The following is a 15,658-nucleotide window of genomic DNA, read 5'->3' as shown; positions in this document are numbered from 1 at the left end:
CCCTCCTTTCTAGAAGAACAGCATCAGGTTCATTTCCTGAGTGGTTTGACGTTCGATATTCACACCTGAGAAAGTATCCGATACCTGGAAAGAAACCATCATTGGGATCAAAGCCGTTTTTTTGAAATAGGATTTGACTGAGCTGTAGGTGATCTCGGCCTTCATGCGGTGGGCGGTTGAAGAGGAGTTGGTCGCCAGAAGGTCATAGCGGGTGGCACGTTCACCGGCGTATTTGTCAGCTTCTTTCGTGGAATAGTCATAGCCGCCACCGATCATCCAACTGTCGGTCATTTCATAGAACAAATTGCCACCCACTGTGGCGATATTACCCAGGGTGCGCGTGACGTCTTCCTTGGTGTTGGCGTCTGGCAATGTGTCGTCTTCGTTCAAGGGAACGCGGGCCGTGACAGTGTCGGGAATGTTAATCAGATATGAAACATACGGCACCATGGACAGGCGACCCATCAGATACTGCGAGTACGCCAAAGAGTTGGTGATATTGGTACGACCGAAGACATTCAAAGAGGCCAGATCATCGGGATCGAACTTCGGTCCCGTGGGAAGATTCAATTGAGCCTGATAAGTCAGGACCTTTTCATTTTTTTCGTACAGCTTGTACATGCTGACGACCTGGATATCTCCAACAAAAGACTCATCGCGGTTGCCCAGGGCTTTGTAGCCCTTGCCAGCCAAAGTTTCGTTGGTGGCTTTGCTCAAGTCCGTGTTCAAAGCATCATCCAGTTCCGGATTCAGACCCGAGAACTGCTGACGATAGTATTCGATATTGGAAAATTCCTGCGAAAGAGAAATCTTGTTGGTGTAAGAAATGATGGGCACGCCAACACCGACCGTCCATCTGTTGGTGATCCCGCGGGCAAAGACCGGCGCAGAATACTGAACGCGTGGCAGGGTATCCACACGCAGAACGCCGAGATTGAATGAATCCCCCAGAGCATGACCACCGAAGCGGTTGAGGGCATCAATCAGCCTTTTTGCATCAGCGTTGAATTTGGCCAGATTTTTTGCGTCGAAGACTACAGACTTGTAATCTCCAAGATTCATAAGGCTGCCGGATTCTGTGTACTTTTGGCTGAGGCCATCAATAATACCGAAGCGGAATGAGGGGCTGTTAATACCTTCTGGCAATGTGCTTGTGGACATCAGGGCATGAGCGCAAATTGAGCTCAGCATTCCGCAAAATGTTACAAGCAATGCCTTAAAGTTCACAGCATCATCCTCAAGAACGTTATATTGATATTAAAGGCGCCTTTATAGCGCCTTTTGAAATTAAAGTAAAACTCTTGAAAAACTTGTGCCAGCAGTTTGAGCTATTGCATGATGAACTTTGCTGACTCTGTCAAAATCCAATCCAAGTGGAATTGCACATTCATGTACTGACCTTCCAGGATGCAAAGATTCTTTTCTTCATTTGGTCCCCACTCAGTTTTATGAGTGGTCTTGGAGGCCACACCCACGACGGTGTTTTTGCCGTTGATGACGGCCATGGCCGGGCCGCCAGAGTCTCCTTGGCAGAAGCCTTTGCCTTCGGCTTGGTTCACCATGAAGTAAGGAAGGGCTGGGTCGTATTTGGAAACATTCAGATCGACCGTGCGCAGAATACCAGTATTTCCTGGTTGTGCGGGACGACCATCCATTCTGCCAAAACCAGCAGCTGTGACAGAGGTCAGCAGCATGGGAACTTCTTTCTGGGGCAGGCTTAGAATCTGGACATCAGACGGCAGATCGGTATCCAGCAGAGCCAAAGCGACATCGTAGTTCTTGTCGCCCTCAAGATATTTAGGATGAACGGCTACTTGGGCAGCCTTGTAGGTGATGTTTTGCCCTTCACTATTTTTGATATCCACGCGGTGAGTGGCGTCTTCTCTTTGAATAATACAATGGGCCGCCGTCAGAATCAGGCGGGAACTGATGGCGCTGCCTGTGCACTGGGCCACCTTATAGTAAGTTGTAATGCTTTCTGCATCTTCTTTGGTGGTAGGCGAATGGAAAACACGGAAGTTTAAAGCTTGCTTGGCAACGGGGTCAGCGTCCTCCACCTGACGGCCACCGACGATTGCATCGTCCGTCAAAGGAGAGATCTCACCCTCTTGCAGGTTTTCTTGGCAGGCTGTCAGAAGAAGAAGTCCGAAAATAAGCAGTTTTCTCATAAGGTGGCTTTCATGCAAAATAGCAACACACCTCAAATTGAAGAAAACCGCTCTGGGCCTGTCAAAAAGTTAGATAGTGCCGTGAAATGACCGACCAAGACTTAAAAAGCCCAGCGGATCTGTGCGGCAGCTCCAATGCTTTCCGTGTTCATCAGGCTGGAAACCTGAAGAGAAACGGGGGCTGTTTTGAAGGTTTCAGTCCATGAAAAACGGACCTCTCTTTTTTCGTCTTCGGCATTTTCTTCATCGTGATAGATCAGCTCTGTGCCAAATCTCTTTTCCTGAAGTCCTTCCAGGGGGACTTCCATCCGATGTTCCTTGGCTTGAACAGTGCCGGCTAAAACCAGAAGAAGGGTGACGCCTATTGAAATTGCTTCGAGTGTTTTTGATCTTTCCATGAATTCGAGATTAGAGAGGCGGGGAGTGATTTTCCACTCAGGTTCTGCATGATTCCGGACCAAGTGGAGGAAGCTTGCAGAATTAAAATGAAGAAGGCCCCAGAAGCATTTCCTAGGGCCAGTTTCAGACTAGTCTTTGGTTTCTTTTTCAATCGAAGTTCGCAGCAGCGATTCGACGTGGTTCTTGCGGTTTGAGCCGCCCAGCATGGATTTCAGGCGGTTGTGAATGGAGGGATCGTTGATCAAGGCCCCCAAGCTGCCTTCGCCCCGATCAATCTTGGACAAAATGGCATCCAGCTTGTCGATGGATTTGGCCAGTTTTTCACCGCCACCGTGCGAGTTTAGTCCGGCAACAAATTTCTGACTGTCTTTGCTGGTTTGAGCCAGGCTGCTGGACACCGTATCCAGATTGTTCATCACACGCATCATACGATTGTCGACATTCATGGCGTGGGTGATCTTGTAAAGTTCGTTGATGATATCAAAAATGCGAGAAGTCTCATTGCCGCGTTCAGCGATAATTCCCAAAACATCTGTGGGCTTGGCCACGGACAGAATATCGCCCTCTTTCAGGTTTTCTGCGCGTGGATCACCGGGAATAATAAAGACGAATTTGTCCCCTAAAGCCCCTTGCGTGCGGATTTCCACCTGAGATCCCTGACGAATGCGATCAATATAGTCTTCGTTGATCTTCATTTTAACATCCAGCGAGTTTTTTTCGGGCAGGAAGGTGATGGATTCGACATTTCCGACCGTCACACCGGACAGGGACACGACACTGCCGACAGCCAGGCCTTGCACCTGATCAAAATGGGCGTGAACGCGAACGTAAGAAGTGAAAATCGCCTTGTCAGCTCCGAGGAAGAAGATCGAGGCTAAGATCAGGAAGATCCCGATGGTCAGGAAGATGCCGACTTTGACTTGGGTGCTGAAGTGAGATTCCATTAAGCACTTTCTCCATTGATAAACTGACTCATAACACCAGCAGGTTCCTGCTTGAGTTTTTCGATAGTATATTGTTCACCGATTTTTCCATTCAGGAGCAACGCCACTTTGTCGCAAACGGCATATACCGTCGGCATGTCGTGGGTGACCAGAATGGAGGTCACACCTTTGGCCTTGAGGTTTAAGATGGACTCTTGGATGCGTTTGGTGTTGTAGGGATCAAGTCCCGCGGTGGGTTCGTCATACAGAACCACTTCCGGATGCATCATCATGGCCCGCGCTAGACCCACACGCTTTTGCATGCCGCCGGACAGGTTTCCGGGCAGAAGGTTTTCCGAACCGGGCAAGCCGAATTCCTGCAACTGATCGTGAATCTGCTTGGCGATTTCCTGTTCTGAAAACTTGAAGTGCTCTCTGAGAGGATATGCCAGATTTTCATAAACAGACATCGAGTCAAACAAAGCTCCGCCCTGGAAGGCATAAGCCACCTTCTTACGAACTTCGATAAGCTGAGTTTCATTCATTGGGGTGATGTCGGTGCCGTTAATCAGAATTTGACCATTGTCAGGCTTTTCCAAGCCAACCAGACTGCGCAGCAGAACGCTCTTGCCTGTTCCAGAGCCGCCAATCAATCCCAGACATTCACCTTTGCGAACATAGAAGCTGACGCCTTGGTGAACTTTCTTGCTGCCAAAGGACTTATGGAAATCAACGACTTCGATAACGCCATTTCTTTCGTTACTCATATCATTTTCTCCACAATCCAGAAAAGTTTCGACAGGAAGAAATCGCCAACCACAATCAGAATGGATGAAACGACCACGGCTTTGGTGGTTGCAATACCCACTTCCTTAGTGCCGGCTTTGACATTCAGACCAAAGTAGCAGGAGGGGATGGCAATGAAGAGGGCGAAGAAGAAGGTTTTCGCAAATCCAGACAGATAATCTTGAATGGAAGACGTGGTCATCACTTTCAGCAAATAAAAATTAGGATCCAGATTCAACTCGGTCGCACCGACAATCAGGCCCCCCAGGTTTCCGACAAGATTCGCGATAGAGACCAGAATAGGCAAAGTGACCAGGCACGCCAGGACACGTGGGATGACAATTTTTTTGATCGGCGAAGTGCCCAGAGCGCGGATGGCATCAATCTGTTGAGTTACGACCATACTGCCGATCTCACTGGCAATCCCGGCGCCCACACGGGCAGCGAGCATCAAGCTGGTAAAGACCGGCCCCATTTCACGCAAGATCGTGACCGCCAGAAGTTTTGGCACATAGAGTTTTCCGCCGAATTTTTCCAATCCCAAACCAAATTGCAGGGACATCACCATTCCGATGCTGACAGCGGTGATCACGATCAGCGGCAAAGAACGCATGCCGATCTGATAAATCTGTTCAGCAATCAGTTTAAAGTAAATACGGCCATGGATGGTTTCACGGAAAACATCGCGGCTTAGCAAGCCCACTCCACCGATAAAGTGGAAGACTTCCATCATAAATACTGTCAGTGGAAGTGCGAGATTATTCATCAGGGAGCCTTGAACTGTGTTTTAAACTCTTCGAAATAGCTTTGTTCTGCAGCAAATTGCTTTTGAACGCCCCCATAGCTCAGAGTGTAGTTGCAGTTGTTCTTTTTAAAGACCACCAGAGACAACTGAACAGGGATGCCATCAACCGTGCCTGTCGCCACCGATTGACGAGCCTCACGGCCATTAAACATCACTCCATCAGTGGTTTTGACATCGAGATTGGAAAGAGCCGCCAAGGACTCCGTTTCCATTTGCTGCAAAGAAGGGTCCGCGCCACCACAATCAGAAACAAAAGAAATGGTATTGCCAGTAGATTCACTCAACCAGGCCTTGTCAGAAGAGGCGGAATCAATGGATTTAAACGGCGCCCGCGGAGCTGAAAACTCCACACCCTTTGCAGGCACAGATTTCCGGCCCGGCAAATTCACCGACACACAACTAACAAGCAGCACACTCAAGATGCAAACACCAAAGAAGTTTCTCATAGCACCCATCCATCGGAATAAATTGAGGAAAAATCCAGAGCCCGTCCGTCGAAACAGTGCCTCGGTCTAGGAGGAACGGGGAGGGCGGCACTAGAACACGCCCCGCGTGCACCCGATCCCGCAAAAAAATGTCGGCACACCAGGCTCTCGGCGGAGGGGCTTAGGGAGTCCGACGCAAGTTCCGCAGCAGCAGCCCGAAGGGCGCGTCAGCGAGGACTGTCCGAAGCGGCGGCCTCCCTAAGCCCCTCCGCCAAGGGCCGGGTCGTCAAGCCGTCATTGTTTTGGCGGAGGTGTTGGAAATTCTATGAAACTTTTTGCCCAGCTTGAACTTATTTGCCATCAGGCCTTTGAAAGGGGTGGCACCGTATGTGCAACAGCAAAGCGAAGGGAAAAGAAGGGGTTCAAGGAGTGAACACTTTACGATTTGTGATAATGGCAGGATGCCTGTTCTTTGGTCTAGCTTCAGCAGAGGCTAATAAGGTCAATGGCGTGATCAATTTTCAGGGGGACACGGTCCACCTGGAACTGACTGGTCAGCAGAACTGGGATTATGATGTAAAGCGCTTGGATAAAAAGGGTCAGACTGTTGTTGAGATGACGGTGCCTGCTCTTGATGAGTCCACTATTGGTTCTCTTTCCTCTTTTAAAAGTGATTTCGTGACTTCTGTGGCTGTGGATCGCAAAGGTCCGGATGGCAAGAACGTGATCCAGTTCACCTTGTCTGGTGAAGATATTGATACCTTTGATTATCTGACCGATCAGCCATCACGTTTGATCATGGATTTCTATGTGAATCCATCGGCGAAAGCCTCTAAAACTGCTAAGAAAACTGTGGCAGAAAAAGAAAAACAGCTTCCGACCGAGCTGCCCGCTAAAGTGATAAAACCTATAGCGAAAACCAAAACTGACAAGAACAGAAAGCCTGCGACAGCGGACACTTTGACGATTGCCCAGCAAGGCGTGTCTGTGGCTCAGAACGACAGCGTGAAGTCAGGGATTTTTGATGGGGGCGATCCAGAGTATGAACGCTTCTCTATTAAAGACTATGAAATCAAAGAAGATGCCCTGATTCGTGCGAAGGATAATTATTATATTCCGTTCCCGATGTTGGAAAGTCCGGTCAGTTATTGGGAAAAGATGAAGGTGACTCCGGCGATCTATCAGATCACGCCGAAATCTTCTGAGGAAAACAAGCAGGCTCGCTTGCTTCTGACGTTGTTTGAAAAGCAACGCTATGGCGTTTATCTGAAAACTCAACAATGGTTTAAGGATAAGTATCCCCAGTCTGAATATAATGAAGTGATCGATTTTATGACAGCCGACGTTCATCTGGCTATGTGGCAGGAAGAAGGCCGCCTTAAGGATTACGATCAGGCGATTCAAAAATATAAAGAGGCCGTGGCGAAATATCCGCGTTCTCCTTTGGCGGAAAGAACCTCTTTGAAGCTGGGTTACCTGGCCTTTGAAAAAGGTGACTATCTGAATTCACTGCGCTTCTTCCAAGAGCACATTGAAAACAAAAACTTCGCGGAAAAAGAATCCTTGTCCAAGGATCTGGCTCGTTTGGGAATGGGCTTGGATTTCATGAAGCTGAACAAATGGGACGACGCCATTGCACACTTTAATCAGGTTGAAAAAGAGGCCTTCAACCGTGATTTGAAAGTGGAAGCCGCTTACCGTCGTGGGGATGTTTGGGTTCGCAGTAAAAACTATCCAAAGGCGATCGCTGAATACCAAAATGCTTTGAAGAAATACCCGGAAGGTCAGGGGCTATACCCGAATGCTTTCTTTAATCAGGCAGAATCTTTGTTCATGACCAATAATTATCAGCAAAGCTTGGATACTTATCGAGAATTCGTTAAGAAATTCCCGAACAACAACCATTCAGCTTTCGCAATGACTCGTATGGGGGAATTGCTTGAGATCTTTGGCGCTGATAAGTCCCGCGTGATGGGAGCTTATTTGGAAACCTACTTCCGTTATGGCGAAACTCCGAATGCCGTGATTGCCCGTTTGCGTTTGCTCAGTGCGCGAATGAAAGGCATGAAGCCAAAAGAAGTAAACCATGCGGTGGCAGAAATCATGTCTTTGGCGAAAAAGATTGATCTTCCGAATATCGAACAGTTTGCGACGGTAATGGTAGCAGATGGCTATACCAATCGTGGAGAGCATCAAAAGGCTGTGGATCTTTTGTCAAAGTATTATAAAGAGCACCCGACATCTGTGGATGTGCCTTTGTTGAGCAATCGTATTGTCTCTAACATCAATGACAAGCTTGAGTCTGAAGTGAATGCGGGAAACTTTATCGCAGCTCTGAAAACTCACAGTCAATATGCTGACAACTGGCTTAAAAACTCCAAGCGACTGGACACGAAATACAATGTGGGCCGTGCGTTTGAGATGGCCGGGGTGCCGGTCGAAGCGGAACGTTATTACAAAGATGTTTTGAATCGCACTTATGCGATCCGTGGAACTCCGGAAGCCAAAGAAGTTCAGGTGAAAGAACAAGCCCCAAGTGAAGACGAGCTGAATCTGCGTTTGGCGACGGTGTTCACTCAGGAACAAAAGTACAATCAGGCTTATGACTATCTGAAAAATATCAAGAATCCAGAAAAGATGGATGAAAATGCTCAGATCGAACGCGTGAATGTGGCGGTTCGTCTTTTGGAAAAACGCGGAGACAATGATTCCGCGGTTCGTTATCTGGGCGAGCTGCTGCGCACCTGGAAAGGTCAGCCTCAGTTGGTGGCCGAGCCGTATTTGAAACTGGCAGAACTTCAGATCAAACAGAATAAGCCAGAGGAAGCGCTGAGATCTTTGGAAATGATTGATCAGTTGCAAAAAGATTCCGGCAAGATTGCTCCGGTGATCCATGCAAAAGCACTGGAAACCATGGGTGATATTTATCTGGAAAAAAAGCAGAAGGATCTGGCGACAGGTTCCTATGAAAAGCTGCTTGAGACCTACGAAAACAGCCGTCCTCTTTCCTCCATCCGCTACAAGCTGGGTCAGATCTACTTCAAAGAAGGTGAGATCCAGAAAGCAGCGGAGGTCTGGAACGAGTTCAAAGGTGACAAGAGCGGTTTCTGGAAGAAGCTGGCTCAAGAGCAACTTCAGAACTCGGACTGGAGAGACGGATACAAAAAATATATCAAAAGAATTCCAGCTATGTCTGAGAACGAGCAAGGCCAATAGGAGTTTGGATGTCGTACTTTGATTTTGATGCCCTACACATCGAAGATAGAAGAATGCATGAAGTGAAGCAGTTGAGTCTTCAATTGGCTGCGACACAGGCAAGTCTGTTGTTGGTGGGGGAAGCCGGTTCCGGAAAAACAAGTTTGGCTCGTTATATTTATACGAAAAGCCGTTCTTCCCGTTTGTACTGCCTGGATTGCAAGAATGCCGGGGGCTTTGATTTCGCCCGCGTTGATGGCGGCACTTTGCTGATTGAGGATTTGGATTGTGCCTCTGTGGCTTTGCAAAATGATTTGATGAAGCTTGTGGAAAGAACTGACGGCACACGCCCTCGTTTCATTTCCACCAGTCGCCGCGACATTCGTTCTTTGGTGAAGCAAGAACAGTTCCGTCAGGATTTGTTCTACAAGTTGGCCGTGGTTCATCTTGAAATTCCAAGATTGGAAGACCGCAATCTGGATTTCCAGAATATTGTGAACTTTGTTCTGGAAGTGTCCCAGATCATGCATGGTAAGTCTGGCCTGCGTTTGACGGCGGCAGCCTATGAGCGTTTGAATGCCTGGAACTGGCCTGGAAACATCCGCGAGCTTGAAAATGTTCTGGAAAGAGCTGTGGTTCTTGCAAAAACTTCAGACATCGGCCCTGAATGTATTCAATTTGAGGCTGAATTTTCGGATATGGACCTGGATTTTGCTCCGGGCATGTCCCTTTCTGAGGTCGAAAAGCGTCTTATCTTGCAGACCTTGGAGCTGACAGCCCAGAACCGCACTCGTGCGGCCCAAATGCTGGGAATCAGTATTCGTACATTGAGAAACAAACTGAATGAATACAAGGAAGAAGGTGTTTTATGAGTAATGGACTCTTCGATAAAACAACCAACGCCCTGGCGACCTCATTGCACATGAGGCAGCTTCGTCACAATGTGACGTCGTCGAATATCGCCAATGCGGAAACTCCAGGTTATCACGCCAAGAAGATGGACTTTGAAGGAGCTTTGCAAAGAGCTCTGGATTTGGACGGCGCTAATGGCTTGAGCACAAGCAATCCCGAACATTTCTCAGTCGGTGGTGTTTCCGTTTCTAAGACCCGCCCGGATATCTATGATGATCCGGAAGGGGCTGTGAACAACGACGGCAACACCGTGGACGTGGAAAAAGAAATGTCGGCATTGTCCGAGAATGCGATCCTTTACAAAACAGCTTTGCAACTTATCAACAAGAAGATGGCGGCATTGAAGTATGCGGCCACTGAAGGGCGGTAATAGATGGCTGATTTTTTGACGGGCATGAGAATCAGCAGCAGTGGTATGGCGGCGCAAAGAATGCGCATGAATACCATTGCCAGCAACATCGCCAACATTAATACGACCCAGACCCCCGAGGGCGGTCCGTATCGTCGCAAGGATGTGGTTTTCGAGTCCATGCCCGACGCGAAGAACTTCGGTGAAATCATTTCTTCAACCGATCCGGCAGGAAGCTTCCAGCGAGTCCAGGTCACCGATGTGATCTCGGATCGAAAAGCGCCTTTGCTGAAGTATGAACCGGACCATCCTGATGCAAATGCGGATGGCTATGTGGCCTATCCGAATATTAATCTGATGGAAGAAATGACCAATATGATACAGGCTTCGCGTTCCTATGAAGCCAACGTAACAGCGGTGCAGGCGTCCAAGGATATGGCCCTTTCCGCGCTGGAAATAGGCAGGTAATTCCTTCCTAGACCCCGGCAAAATTTAGGGACTTTTTTGTTTTAGTTTATTACAATTTTCATAAGGAGAAGGTGAAGCCATGGAGGGTTTTACTGTATCAAATGCAAACAGGTTTCTCGACACTGGGATCGTTCGTGATTCCAAGTCGTTAAGCATCGAGAACACCCCTTCAACAAGTTCGACATCCGATACGGGCAAGAGCTTCGCCGACACCCTGAAAGACGCCGTAGGCAGCGTGAATGAAATGCAAAAGGCTTCAGATAAAGCCATGCAGAATCTCGCGACTGGTAAAACGGACAACGTGGCTGATGTGATGATCGCCGCGGAAAAAGCAGACATCGCCCTGAAGGTGATGGTGCAAGTGCGCAACAAGATTATTGATGCGTACCAAGAAGTTATGAAGATGCAGGTTTAGTTTTTCTTAGGCTGGAGGGGTTTCCTTGAATAAGATTTTTGGTGGATTGGTTGTCCAGTTTCGCGAGTTCTTCAAAAACCTGGGTCCGACCAAAAGACTTTCAGTAATTGCGGTTACTGTTATTGCGGCGGTGGCACTTTTCACGATGCTGTTTATGGCCTCGGGTAAAGACTATGTGCCTCTGTTCACTAACATTCCGACCGAACAGGTTTCCACAATCGTGGCAAAACTGAATGAAAAGAACGTGCCTTTCCAGTTGCGTGATGGCGGTAAAACGGTTGCTATCCCAAAAGAACTTTTGCATTCCACGCAAATGACTTTGATGGCGGAAATCGGTTCTCCGAAAATGGGTTCTATCGGTCTTGAGATCTTCGATAAGCAAGATTTCGGCATGAACTCTTACGCACAAAAAATCAATTATCAACGGGCGTTGCAGGGCGAGCTTATGCGCGCCATCAACACTTTGACAGCTGTAAAACAATCTAAAGTAATTTTGGCTTTGCCAAACAAAAAAACCTTCCTTGAAGAGGGTGGTCAGGCCTCCGCCTCTGTTGTGGTCGAACTGCATCAGGGTAAAGAACTGGCACCGGAACAAGTTCGTGGTATTCGCTATTTGGTGGCGAACTCTGTGGAAGGCATGGACGCCGACAAAGTGACGGTTCTGGATGAGCGCGGTAAGGTTCTGACTCGCGTGGCGGATGGAACTACTGGTGGCTCTAATGAACTTCTGGATCTGAAAGCGAAAATCGAAGGCGACCTTGAAGATCGTATCGAAGACATTCTTTCCAAAGTTGTCGGACATGCCAAGGTGGTTGCCAAGGTTGATGCGACTTTGAATCATCGCGTGATTTCTTCTGTGGAAGAATCTGTGGATCCTGACAAAACAGCGATTCGATCTCAGCAGTCCGAAGAGGAATCCTTGGATGGTTCCCGCACGAACCCAGCCGGGGTTCCGGGCTCCCGCTCTAATTTGCCGGGTGCAGAAGATCAAGGAACTGTTGGATTCCGTCAGGATGTTAAAAAAGAGATCAAGACAACGAACTATGATGTTCCTAAAACAGTTCGCAATATCCGTGAATCTGCCGGGAATCTGGAGCGTGTGAGTGTCGCAGTTGTCGTGGATGGTATGATGTCCACAACAACAAAAGCGGATGGCACGACGGAAACCTCCTGGAAGCCTCGTTCTGCCGAAGAGCTCAGAAAATACGAAGATCTGGTTAAGAATGCGATCGGCTTTAACACCGCTCGCGGTGACAGTGTTAAAATCGAAAATATCCAGTTCCAGCCAGAAGACTTCTCTGAAGCAGAAAAGATCCTGACGACACTGGAAAGAAAAAAGCTGATCCACGCTTTGTTTAAATGGGCGTTGTTGGGCTTCAGTTTGGCCCTGTTCTTCTTCATCGTGGTTCGTCCGTTCATGCAATGGATTACCGACAGCTTCCAGGATTCTGTGGAAGAAATGCTTCCGCGCACGATCGAAGAGCTTGAAGAGCTTCAATCCGTGGATAATACCCTTCCTGGTATGTCGACAGCTTTGCCGGTTCTTCAGGAATCCATTGATCCAGAGAAGGCCGAAAGTGAATTGCTGAAAGATCGTATCTTGTCGTCCATGAGTCGCGACGAGGAAAAAGCAGCCAATGCATTTGGAATGTGGCTGGTTAGGAAGGATGGCTAATGAAACTTCATAAGTCAGATAATATTGAGTACGAAAATCTCAAGGGCTTCGATAAAGCCGCTATCCTGATCAACTATCTGGGCAAGGACGCCGTAAAAGTGCTTCTTCGCCGCATGGATGACTCAGATATCCGCAAGCTGATCAATCAAATGAGCAAGCTGCGTGTTGTGCCAGTGCATGTGACCAAACGTGTTCTGGAAGAATACTATGAAATGATCTCTGAGACGGAAGATTATATCTTTTCCGAAAGTATTTCTGCCAAAGACACCATTGTGGATGCTTTGGGTGAAGAAAGAGCCCGTGGTATCCTCGGGGGTTTGAATATCACTTCCGGTGGTTCCCGTTCTTTGGAATCTCTAGAAATGGTCGATGCGAAATCCTTGGCAACCTTCCTGGTGAACGAGCACCCGCAAACGGTGGCCGTGATCCTGGCGCATTTGGAGCCAGAGAAAAAAGGTGAGGTCTTGAAACGTCTGCCAGAGGCTTTGCAAGCCGAAGTGGTTTTGCGTATGGCCAATCTGGAGCACGTGGACCCGGAATTGATCGCCGAGATCGACCGCGTTTTGAAAAATCAATTGTCGAACACTGCGACTGTTGAACAAGCGGCTCTGGGTGGTGTCCATCCAGTGGCGGAAATGCTCAACGTTATGGACAAGAACACGGAAACAGCGATCATGTCCCGCCTCGAAGAAAAAGATCCTCTGTTGGCGGAAGAGATCCGCAAGCTTATGTTCGTCTTCGACGATATCGTGAAAATCGACGACCGTGGTATTCAGTCTCTTCTCAAGGAAGTGGCGAACGAAAAGCTTCTGTTGGCGCTCAAAACGTCCAGCGAAGAGATTCGCACGAAGATCTTCAAGAATATCTCTGCCCGTGCGGCCGAGATGCTGCGTGAAGATCTGTCGAACATGGGACCTTCTCGTCTGTCCGACGTAGAGTCGGCACAGCAGGAGATCGTCAACGTGGCACGCCGTCTGGAAGCCGAAGGAAAGATCCTGATTGCAAGAGGTGGTTCAGAAGATGCAATGGTCTAATCGCGCGTCTAAATCTGTTTTGCCGAAGGAAATGGCCGAGAACACAGTTCTTGAGTTCGTTCCCATGCGCTTTGACTTGGGGACTCCCGAGCAGGCTATGAACTATCTTGCTGAAAAGAAGAAGGGTTCAGATTTCCGCATGAACGATGCCGTGCGTGTGCAGACAGGCATCGATGAAGTGGAAAAGGGCAGCGAAGAGGAAAAAGTTGAAGTTGCCGCTTTGGAAAAACTGAAAGAGATCCAGGAATCCGCTTATCAGGAAGCTTATAAGCTGGGTTTGGAAGAGGGTCGCAAAGAGGCCTTTGAGCAGACCTCTTCCGAGATTGCAGAGCGGATGTCTTCTTTGGATGCTTTGCTGCTGACGATCAAAGCGCTAAAAAAAGATATGTCGGCCTTCAATGAGTCGCACCTGTTGAAGCTGATGTTCCAAATGGCCGCTCGTCTGGCTAAAACGGAACTTCAAAACAACAATGAGGCGATGGTGGGCATTTTGCGTGATGCCGTTGGTTTGGCGCAGGATGAAGAGGAAATCACCGTTCATGTGTCGCAGGCTCAATTTGATTTCCTGGAGACTTTGAAACAGGAAACAGGCCGCGAGTTTGAATTTATCAAAAAAATCAATTTCGAGCCCAACGTTGAAGTGGCTGAAGGTGGTTGTATCGTCGAAACCAACTATGGTGAAGTCGATGCCCGCATTGAACAGCGCATAGAGCAGTTGTGGTCCGTACTTTCTGAAAACATGCCTAAAGTTAAAGACAGGATTGCCGGCTGATGAGTGAGCTTGAGCTGAATCTGGATAAGTATAATGAACTGATTCAGTCCATCCATCTGACGAAGGACAGCGGCAAGGTCACGGAAGTGAACGGGATGCTTATCAAGGGCTATCTGCCTGGTGCCAGCGTTGGCAGTATCGTGTCTATCAATCCCAGCGGGACGGAAAAATCCTTCCTGGCGGAAGTCGTCGGTTTTAAAGACAAACATGTCCTGATGATGGCTTTGAACGACATGAGAGGCGTGGCTTTGGGGTCCAAAATCGTTTTGGCCCGCCAGATTGCCACGGTTCGTGCCGGTGAAGAGCTTTTGGGTCGTGTTGTTGACGGCTTGGGCCGCCCCTTGGATGACAAGGGTGAGGTTGAAAATTTCAAAGAGGTTCCTTTATACAGTGAAGTTCGTAATCCCCTGGCTCGCCGACCTATTCGCGAACCTATTGATCTTGGGATTCGGGCGATTAATGGCGCATTAACCGCAGGCCTTGGTCAGCGTGTCGCTATTATGGCGGGTTCTGGTGTGGGTAAGTCTGTCCTTTTGGGGATGATGGCCCGTAACACCAATGCCGACGTCAATGTGATTGCGATGATCGGTGAACGTGGTCGTGAGGTGCGCGAATTTATTGAACATGATTTGGGTCCTGAGGGGATGAAAAGATCCGTGGTTGTTTGTGTGACCAGTGATCAAAGTCCTCTGCTTCGTATGCGTGGTGCCTATGTCGCCACCGCATTGGCTGAATACTTTTCCGCTCAAGGAAAGAATGTTCTGCTGATGATGGACTCGGTGACTCGTTTTGCTATGGCTCAGCGTGAAATCGGTCTAAGCACGGGAGAGCCGCCGTCTCAAAAAGGTTACACTCCGAGTGTATTTGCGACGCTTCCGAAACTTTTGGAGCGTGCGGGTTCCTTTGAAGGGGAAGGCAGTATCACGGGATTCTATACGACCCTGGTTGAAGGCGATGACATGAACGACCCGATCGGGGACTCTGTCCGTTCCATCGTGGACGGACACATTGTTCTGAGTCGTGCCTTGGCGCAGAAGGGTCACTTCCCGGCGATTGATATCATGCAAAGTGCCAGCCGTGTTATGCGGGCGGTGTCTTCTCCAGAACATGTGAAGCTGTCGCAAAAGCTGCGTGAAACCTTGGCGGTTTATAAAGACGCCGAGGATTTGATCAATATTGGTGCTTACAAGCCGGGATCAAATCCGAAAATTGATAAGGCTGTGAAGGTCATTGATGCTGTGAATGACTTCCTAAAGCAGCGTGTGGAAGATCCGACCAACTTCACGCAGACAATCCGCCAAATGCAGCAAATCCTAATGAACGCTTAATGTC

16 protein-coding genes are annotated in these 15,658 nt (G+C 48.5%); 9 read left to right on the top strand and 7 right to left on the bottom strand.

Going from position 1 to position 15,658, the window contains the following annotated elements:
* Nucleotides 1-9: 9 nt before the first annotated feature.
* The 7 genes from ACES2G_RS15845 to ACES2G_RS15815 form a co-directional block, all read right to left on the bottom strand.
* On the bottom strand, nt 10-1,227 hold the full coding sequence (locus ACES2G_RS15845) for a hypothetical protein (protein WP_347358263.1): 1,218 nt from the start codon (nt 1,225-1,227) through the stop codon (nt 10-12).
* A 101-nt stretch (nt 1,228-1,328) separates the two neighbouring features.
* On the bottom strand, nt 1,329-2,168 hold the full coding sequence (locus tag ACES2G_RS15840) for a trypsin-like serine protease (RefSeq protein WP_347358262.1): 840 nt from the start codon (nt 2,166-2,168) through the stop codon (nt 1,329-1,331).
* A gap of 101 nt (nt 2,169-2,269) precedes the next feature.
* Nucleotides 2,270-2,566 carry a hypothetical protein gene (locus ACES2G_RS15835; RefSeq protein ID WP_374000727.1) on the bottom strand — a complete coding sequence of 99 codons (297 nt, stop codon included), beginning with the start codon at nt 2,564-2,566 and terminating at the stop codon, nt 2,270-2,272.
* A 129-nt stretch (nt 2,567-2,695) separates the two neighbouring features.
* Nucleotides 2,696-3,511 (bottom strand): MlaD family protein, encoded by an 816-nt coding sequence (locus ACES2G_RS15830; RefSeq protein WP_347358260.1) that lies wholly within the window; start codon nt 3,509-3,511, stop codon nt 2,696-2,698.
* Nucleotides 3,511-4,257: an ABC transporter ATP-binding protein gene (locus ACES2G_RS15825; RefSeq protein WP_347358259.1), complete on the bottom strand. Its 747-nt coding sequence runs from the start codon at nt 4,255-4,257 to the stop codon at nt 3,511-3,513. Before ACES2G_RS15825 ends, ACES2G_RS15830 begins: the two co-directional genes overlap by 1 nt.
* Nucleotides 4,254-5,042, bottom strand: coding sequence for an ABC transporter permease (locus tag ACES2G_RS15820; protein ID WP_347358258.1), 789 nt, complete (start codon nt 5,040-5,042; stop codon nt 4,254-4,256). The genes ACES2G_RS15825 and ACES2G_RS15820 overlap by 4 nt, the downstream gene beginning before the upstream one ends.
* Nucleotides 5,042-5,527 carry a hypothetical protein gene (locus ACES2G_RS15815; RefSeq protein ID WP_347358257.1) on the bottom strand — a complete coding sequence of 162 codons (486 nt, stop codon included), beginning with the start codon at nt 5,525-5,527 and terminating at the stop codon, nt 5,042-5,044. The genes ACES2G_RS15820 and ACES2G_RS15815 overlap by 1 nt, the downstream gene beginning before the upstream one ends.
* Before the next feature lie 408 nt (nt 5,528-5,935).
* Between ACES2G_RS15815 and ACES2G_RS15810 the strand changes: the two genes are divergently transcribed.
* The 9 genes from ACES2G_RS15810 (at nt 5,936) to ACES2G_RS15770 (ending at nt 15,654) form a co-directional block, all read left to right on the top strand.
* Nucleotides 5,936-8,722 carry a tetratricopeptide repeat protein gene (locus tag ACES2G_RS15810; RefSeq protein WP_374000726.1) on the top strand — a complete coding sequence of 929 codons (2,787 nt, stop codon included), beginning with the start codon at nt 5,936-5,938 and terminating at the stop codon, nt 8,720-8,722.
* Nucleotides 8,723-8,730: 8 nt separating this feature from the next.
* Nucleotides 8,731-9,573, top strand: coding sequence for a sigma 54-interacting transcriptional regulator (locus ACES2G_RS15805; protein ID WP_347359272.1), 843 nt, complete (start codon nt 8,731-8,733; stop codon nt 9,571-9,573).
* Nucleotides 9,570-9,983 (top strand): flagellar basal body rod protein FlgB, encoded by a 414-nt coding sequence (gene flgB, locus ACES2G_RS15800; protein ID WP_374000725.1) that lies wholly within the window; start codon nt 9,570-9,572, stop codon nt 9,981-9,983. Before ACES2G_RS15805 ends, flgB begins: the two co-directional genes overlap by 4 nt.
* Nucleotides 9,984-9,986: 3 nt before the next feature.
* Nucleotides 9,987-10,430, top strand: coding sequence for a flagellar basal body rod protein FlgC (gene flgC / locus ACES2G_RS15795; RefSeq protein WP_347359270.1), 444 nt, complete (start codon nt 9,987-9,989; stop codon nt 10,428-10,430).
* Nucleotides 10,431-10,509: 79 nt separating this feature from the next.
* Nucleotides 10,510-10,845, top strand: coding sequence for a flagellar hook-basal body complex protein FliE (gene fliE, locus ACES2G_RS15790; RefSeq protein ID WP_262552912.1), 336 nt, complete (start codon nt 10,510-10,512; stop codon nt 10,843-10,845).
* 25 nt (nt 10,846-10,870) lie between these two features.
* Complete coding sequence (gene fliF / locus ACES2G_RS15785; RefSeq protein ID WP_347359269.1) at nt 10,871-12,520, top strand: flagellar basal-body MS-ring/collar protein FliF; 1,650 nt, start codon at nt 10,871-10,873, stop codon at nt 12,518-12,520.
* On the top strand, nt 12,520-13,554 hold the full coding sequence (gene fliG / locus ACES2G_RS15780; protein WP_374000724.1) for a flagellar motor switch protein FliG: 1,035 nt from the start codon (nt 12,520-12,522) through the stop codon (nt 13,552-13,554). The genes fliF and fliG overlap by 1 nt, the downstream gene beginning before the upstream one ends.
* Nucleotides 13,541-14,326: a FliH/SctL family protein gene (locus tag ACES2G_RS15775; protein WP_347359268.1), complete on the top strand. Its 786-nt coding sequence runs from the start codon at nt 13,541-13,543 to the stop codon at nt 14,324-14,326. The genes fliG and ACES2G_RS15775 overlap by 14 nt, the downstream gene beginning before the upstream one ends.
* The gene (locus tag ACES2G_RS15770; RefSeq protein WP_374000723.1) at nt 14,326-15,654 is read left to right on the top strand and encodes a FliI/YscN family ATPase; all 1,329 of its coding nucleotides are present in this window, start codon (nt 14,326-14,328) and stop codon (nt 15,652-15,654) included. Before ACES2G_RS15775 ends, ACES2G_RS15770 begins: the two co-directional genes overlap by 1 nt.
* Nucleotides 15,655-15,658: the final 4 nt, after the last annotated feature.

It is taken from the genome of Bdellovibrio bacteriovorus, from assembly GCF_041888015.1.
In the GTDB taxonomy this organism is placed as follows: Bacteria; Bdellovibrionota; Bdellovibrionia; order Bdellovibrionales; family Bdellovibrionaceae; genus Bdellovibrio.
The sequence above is the reverse complement of the archived record's forward strand: the minus strand, read 5'-3'. Positions and strand labels throughout refer to the sequence as shown.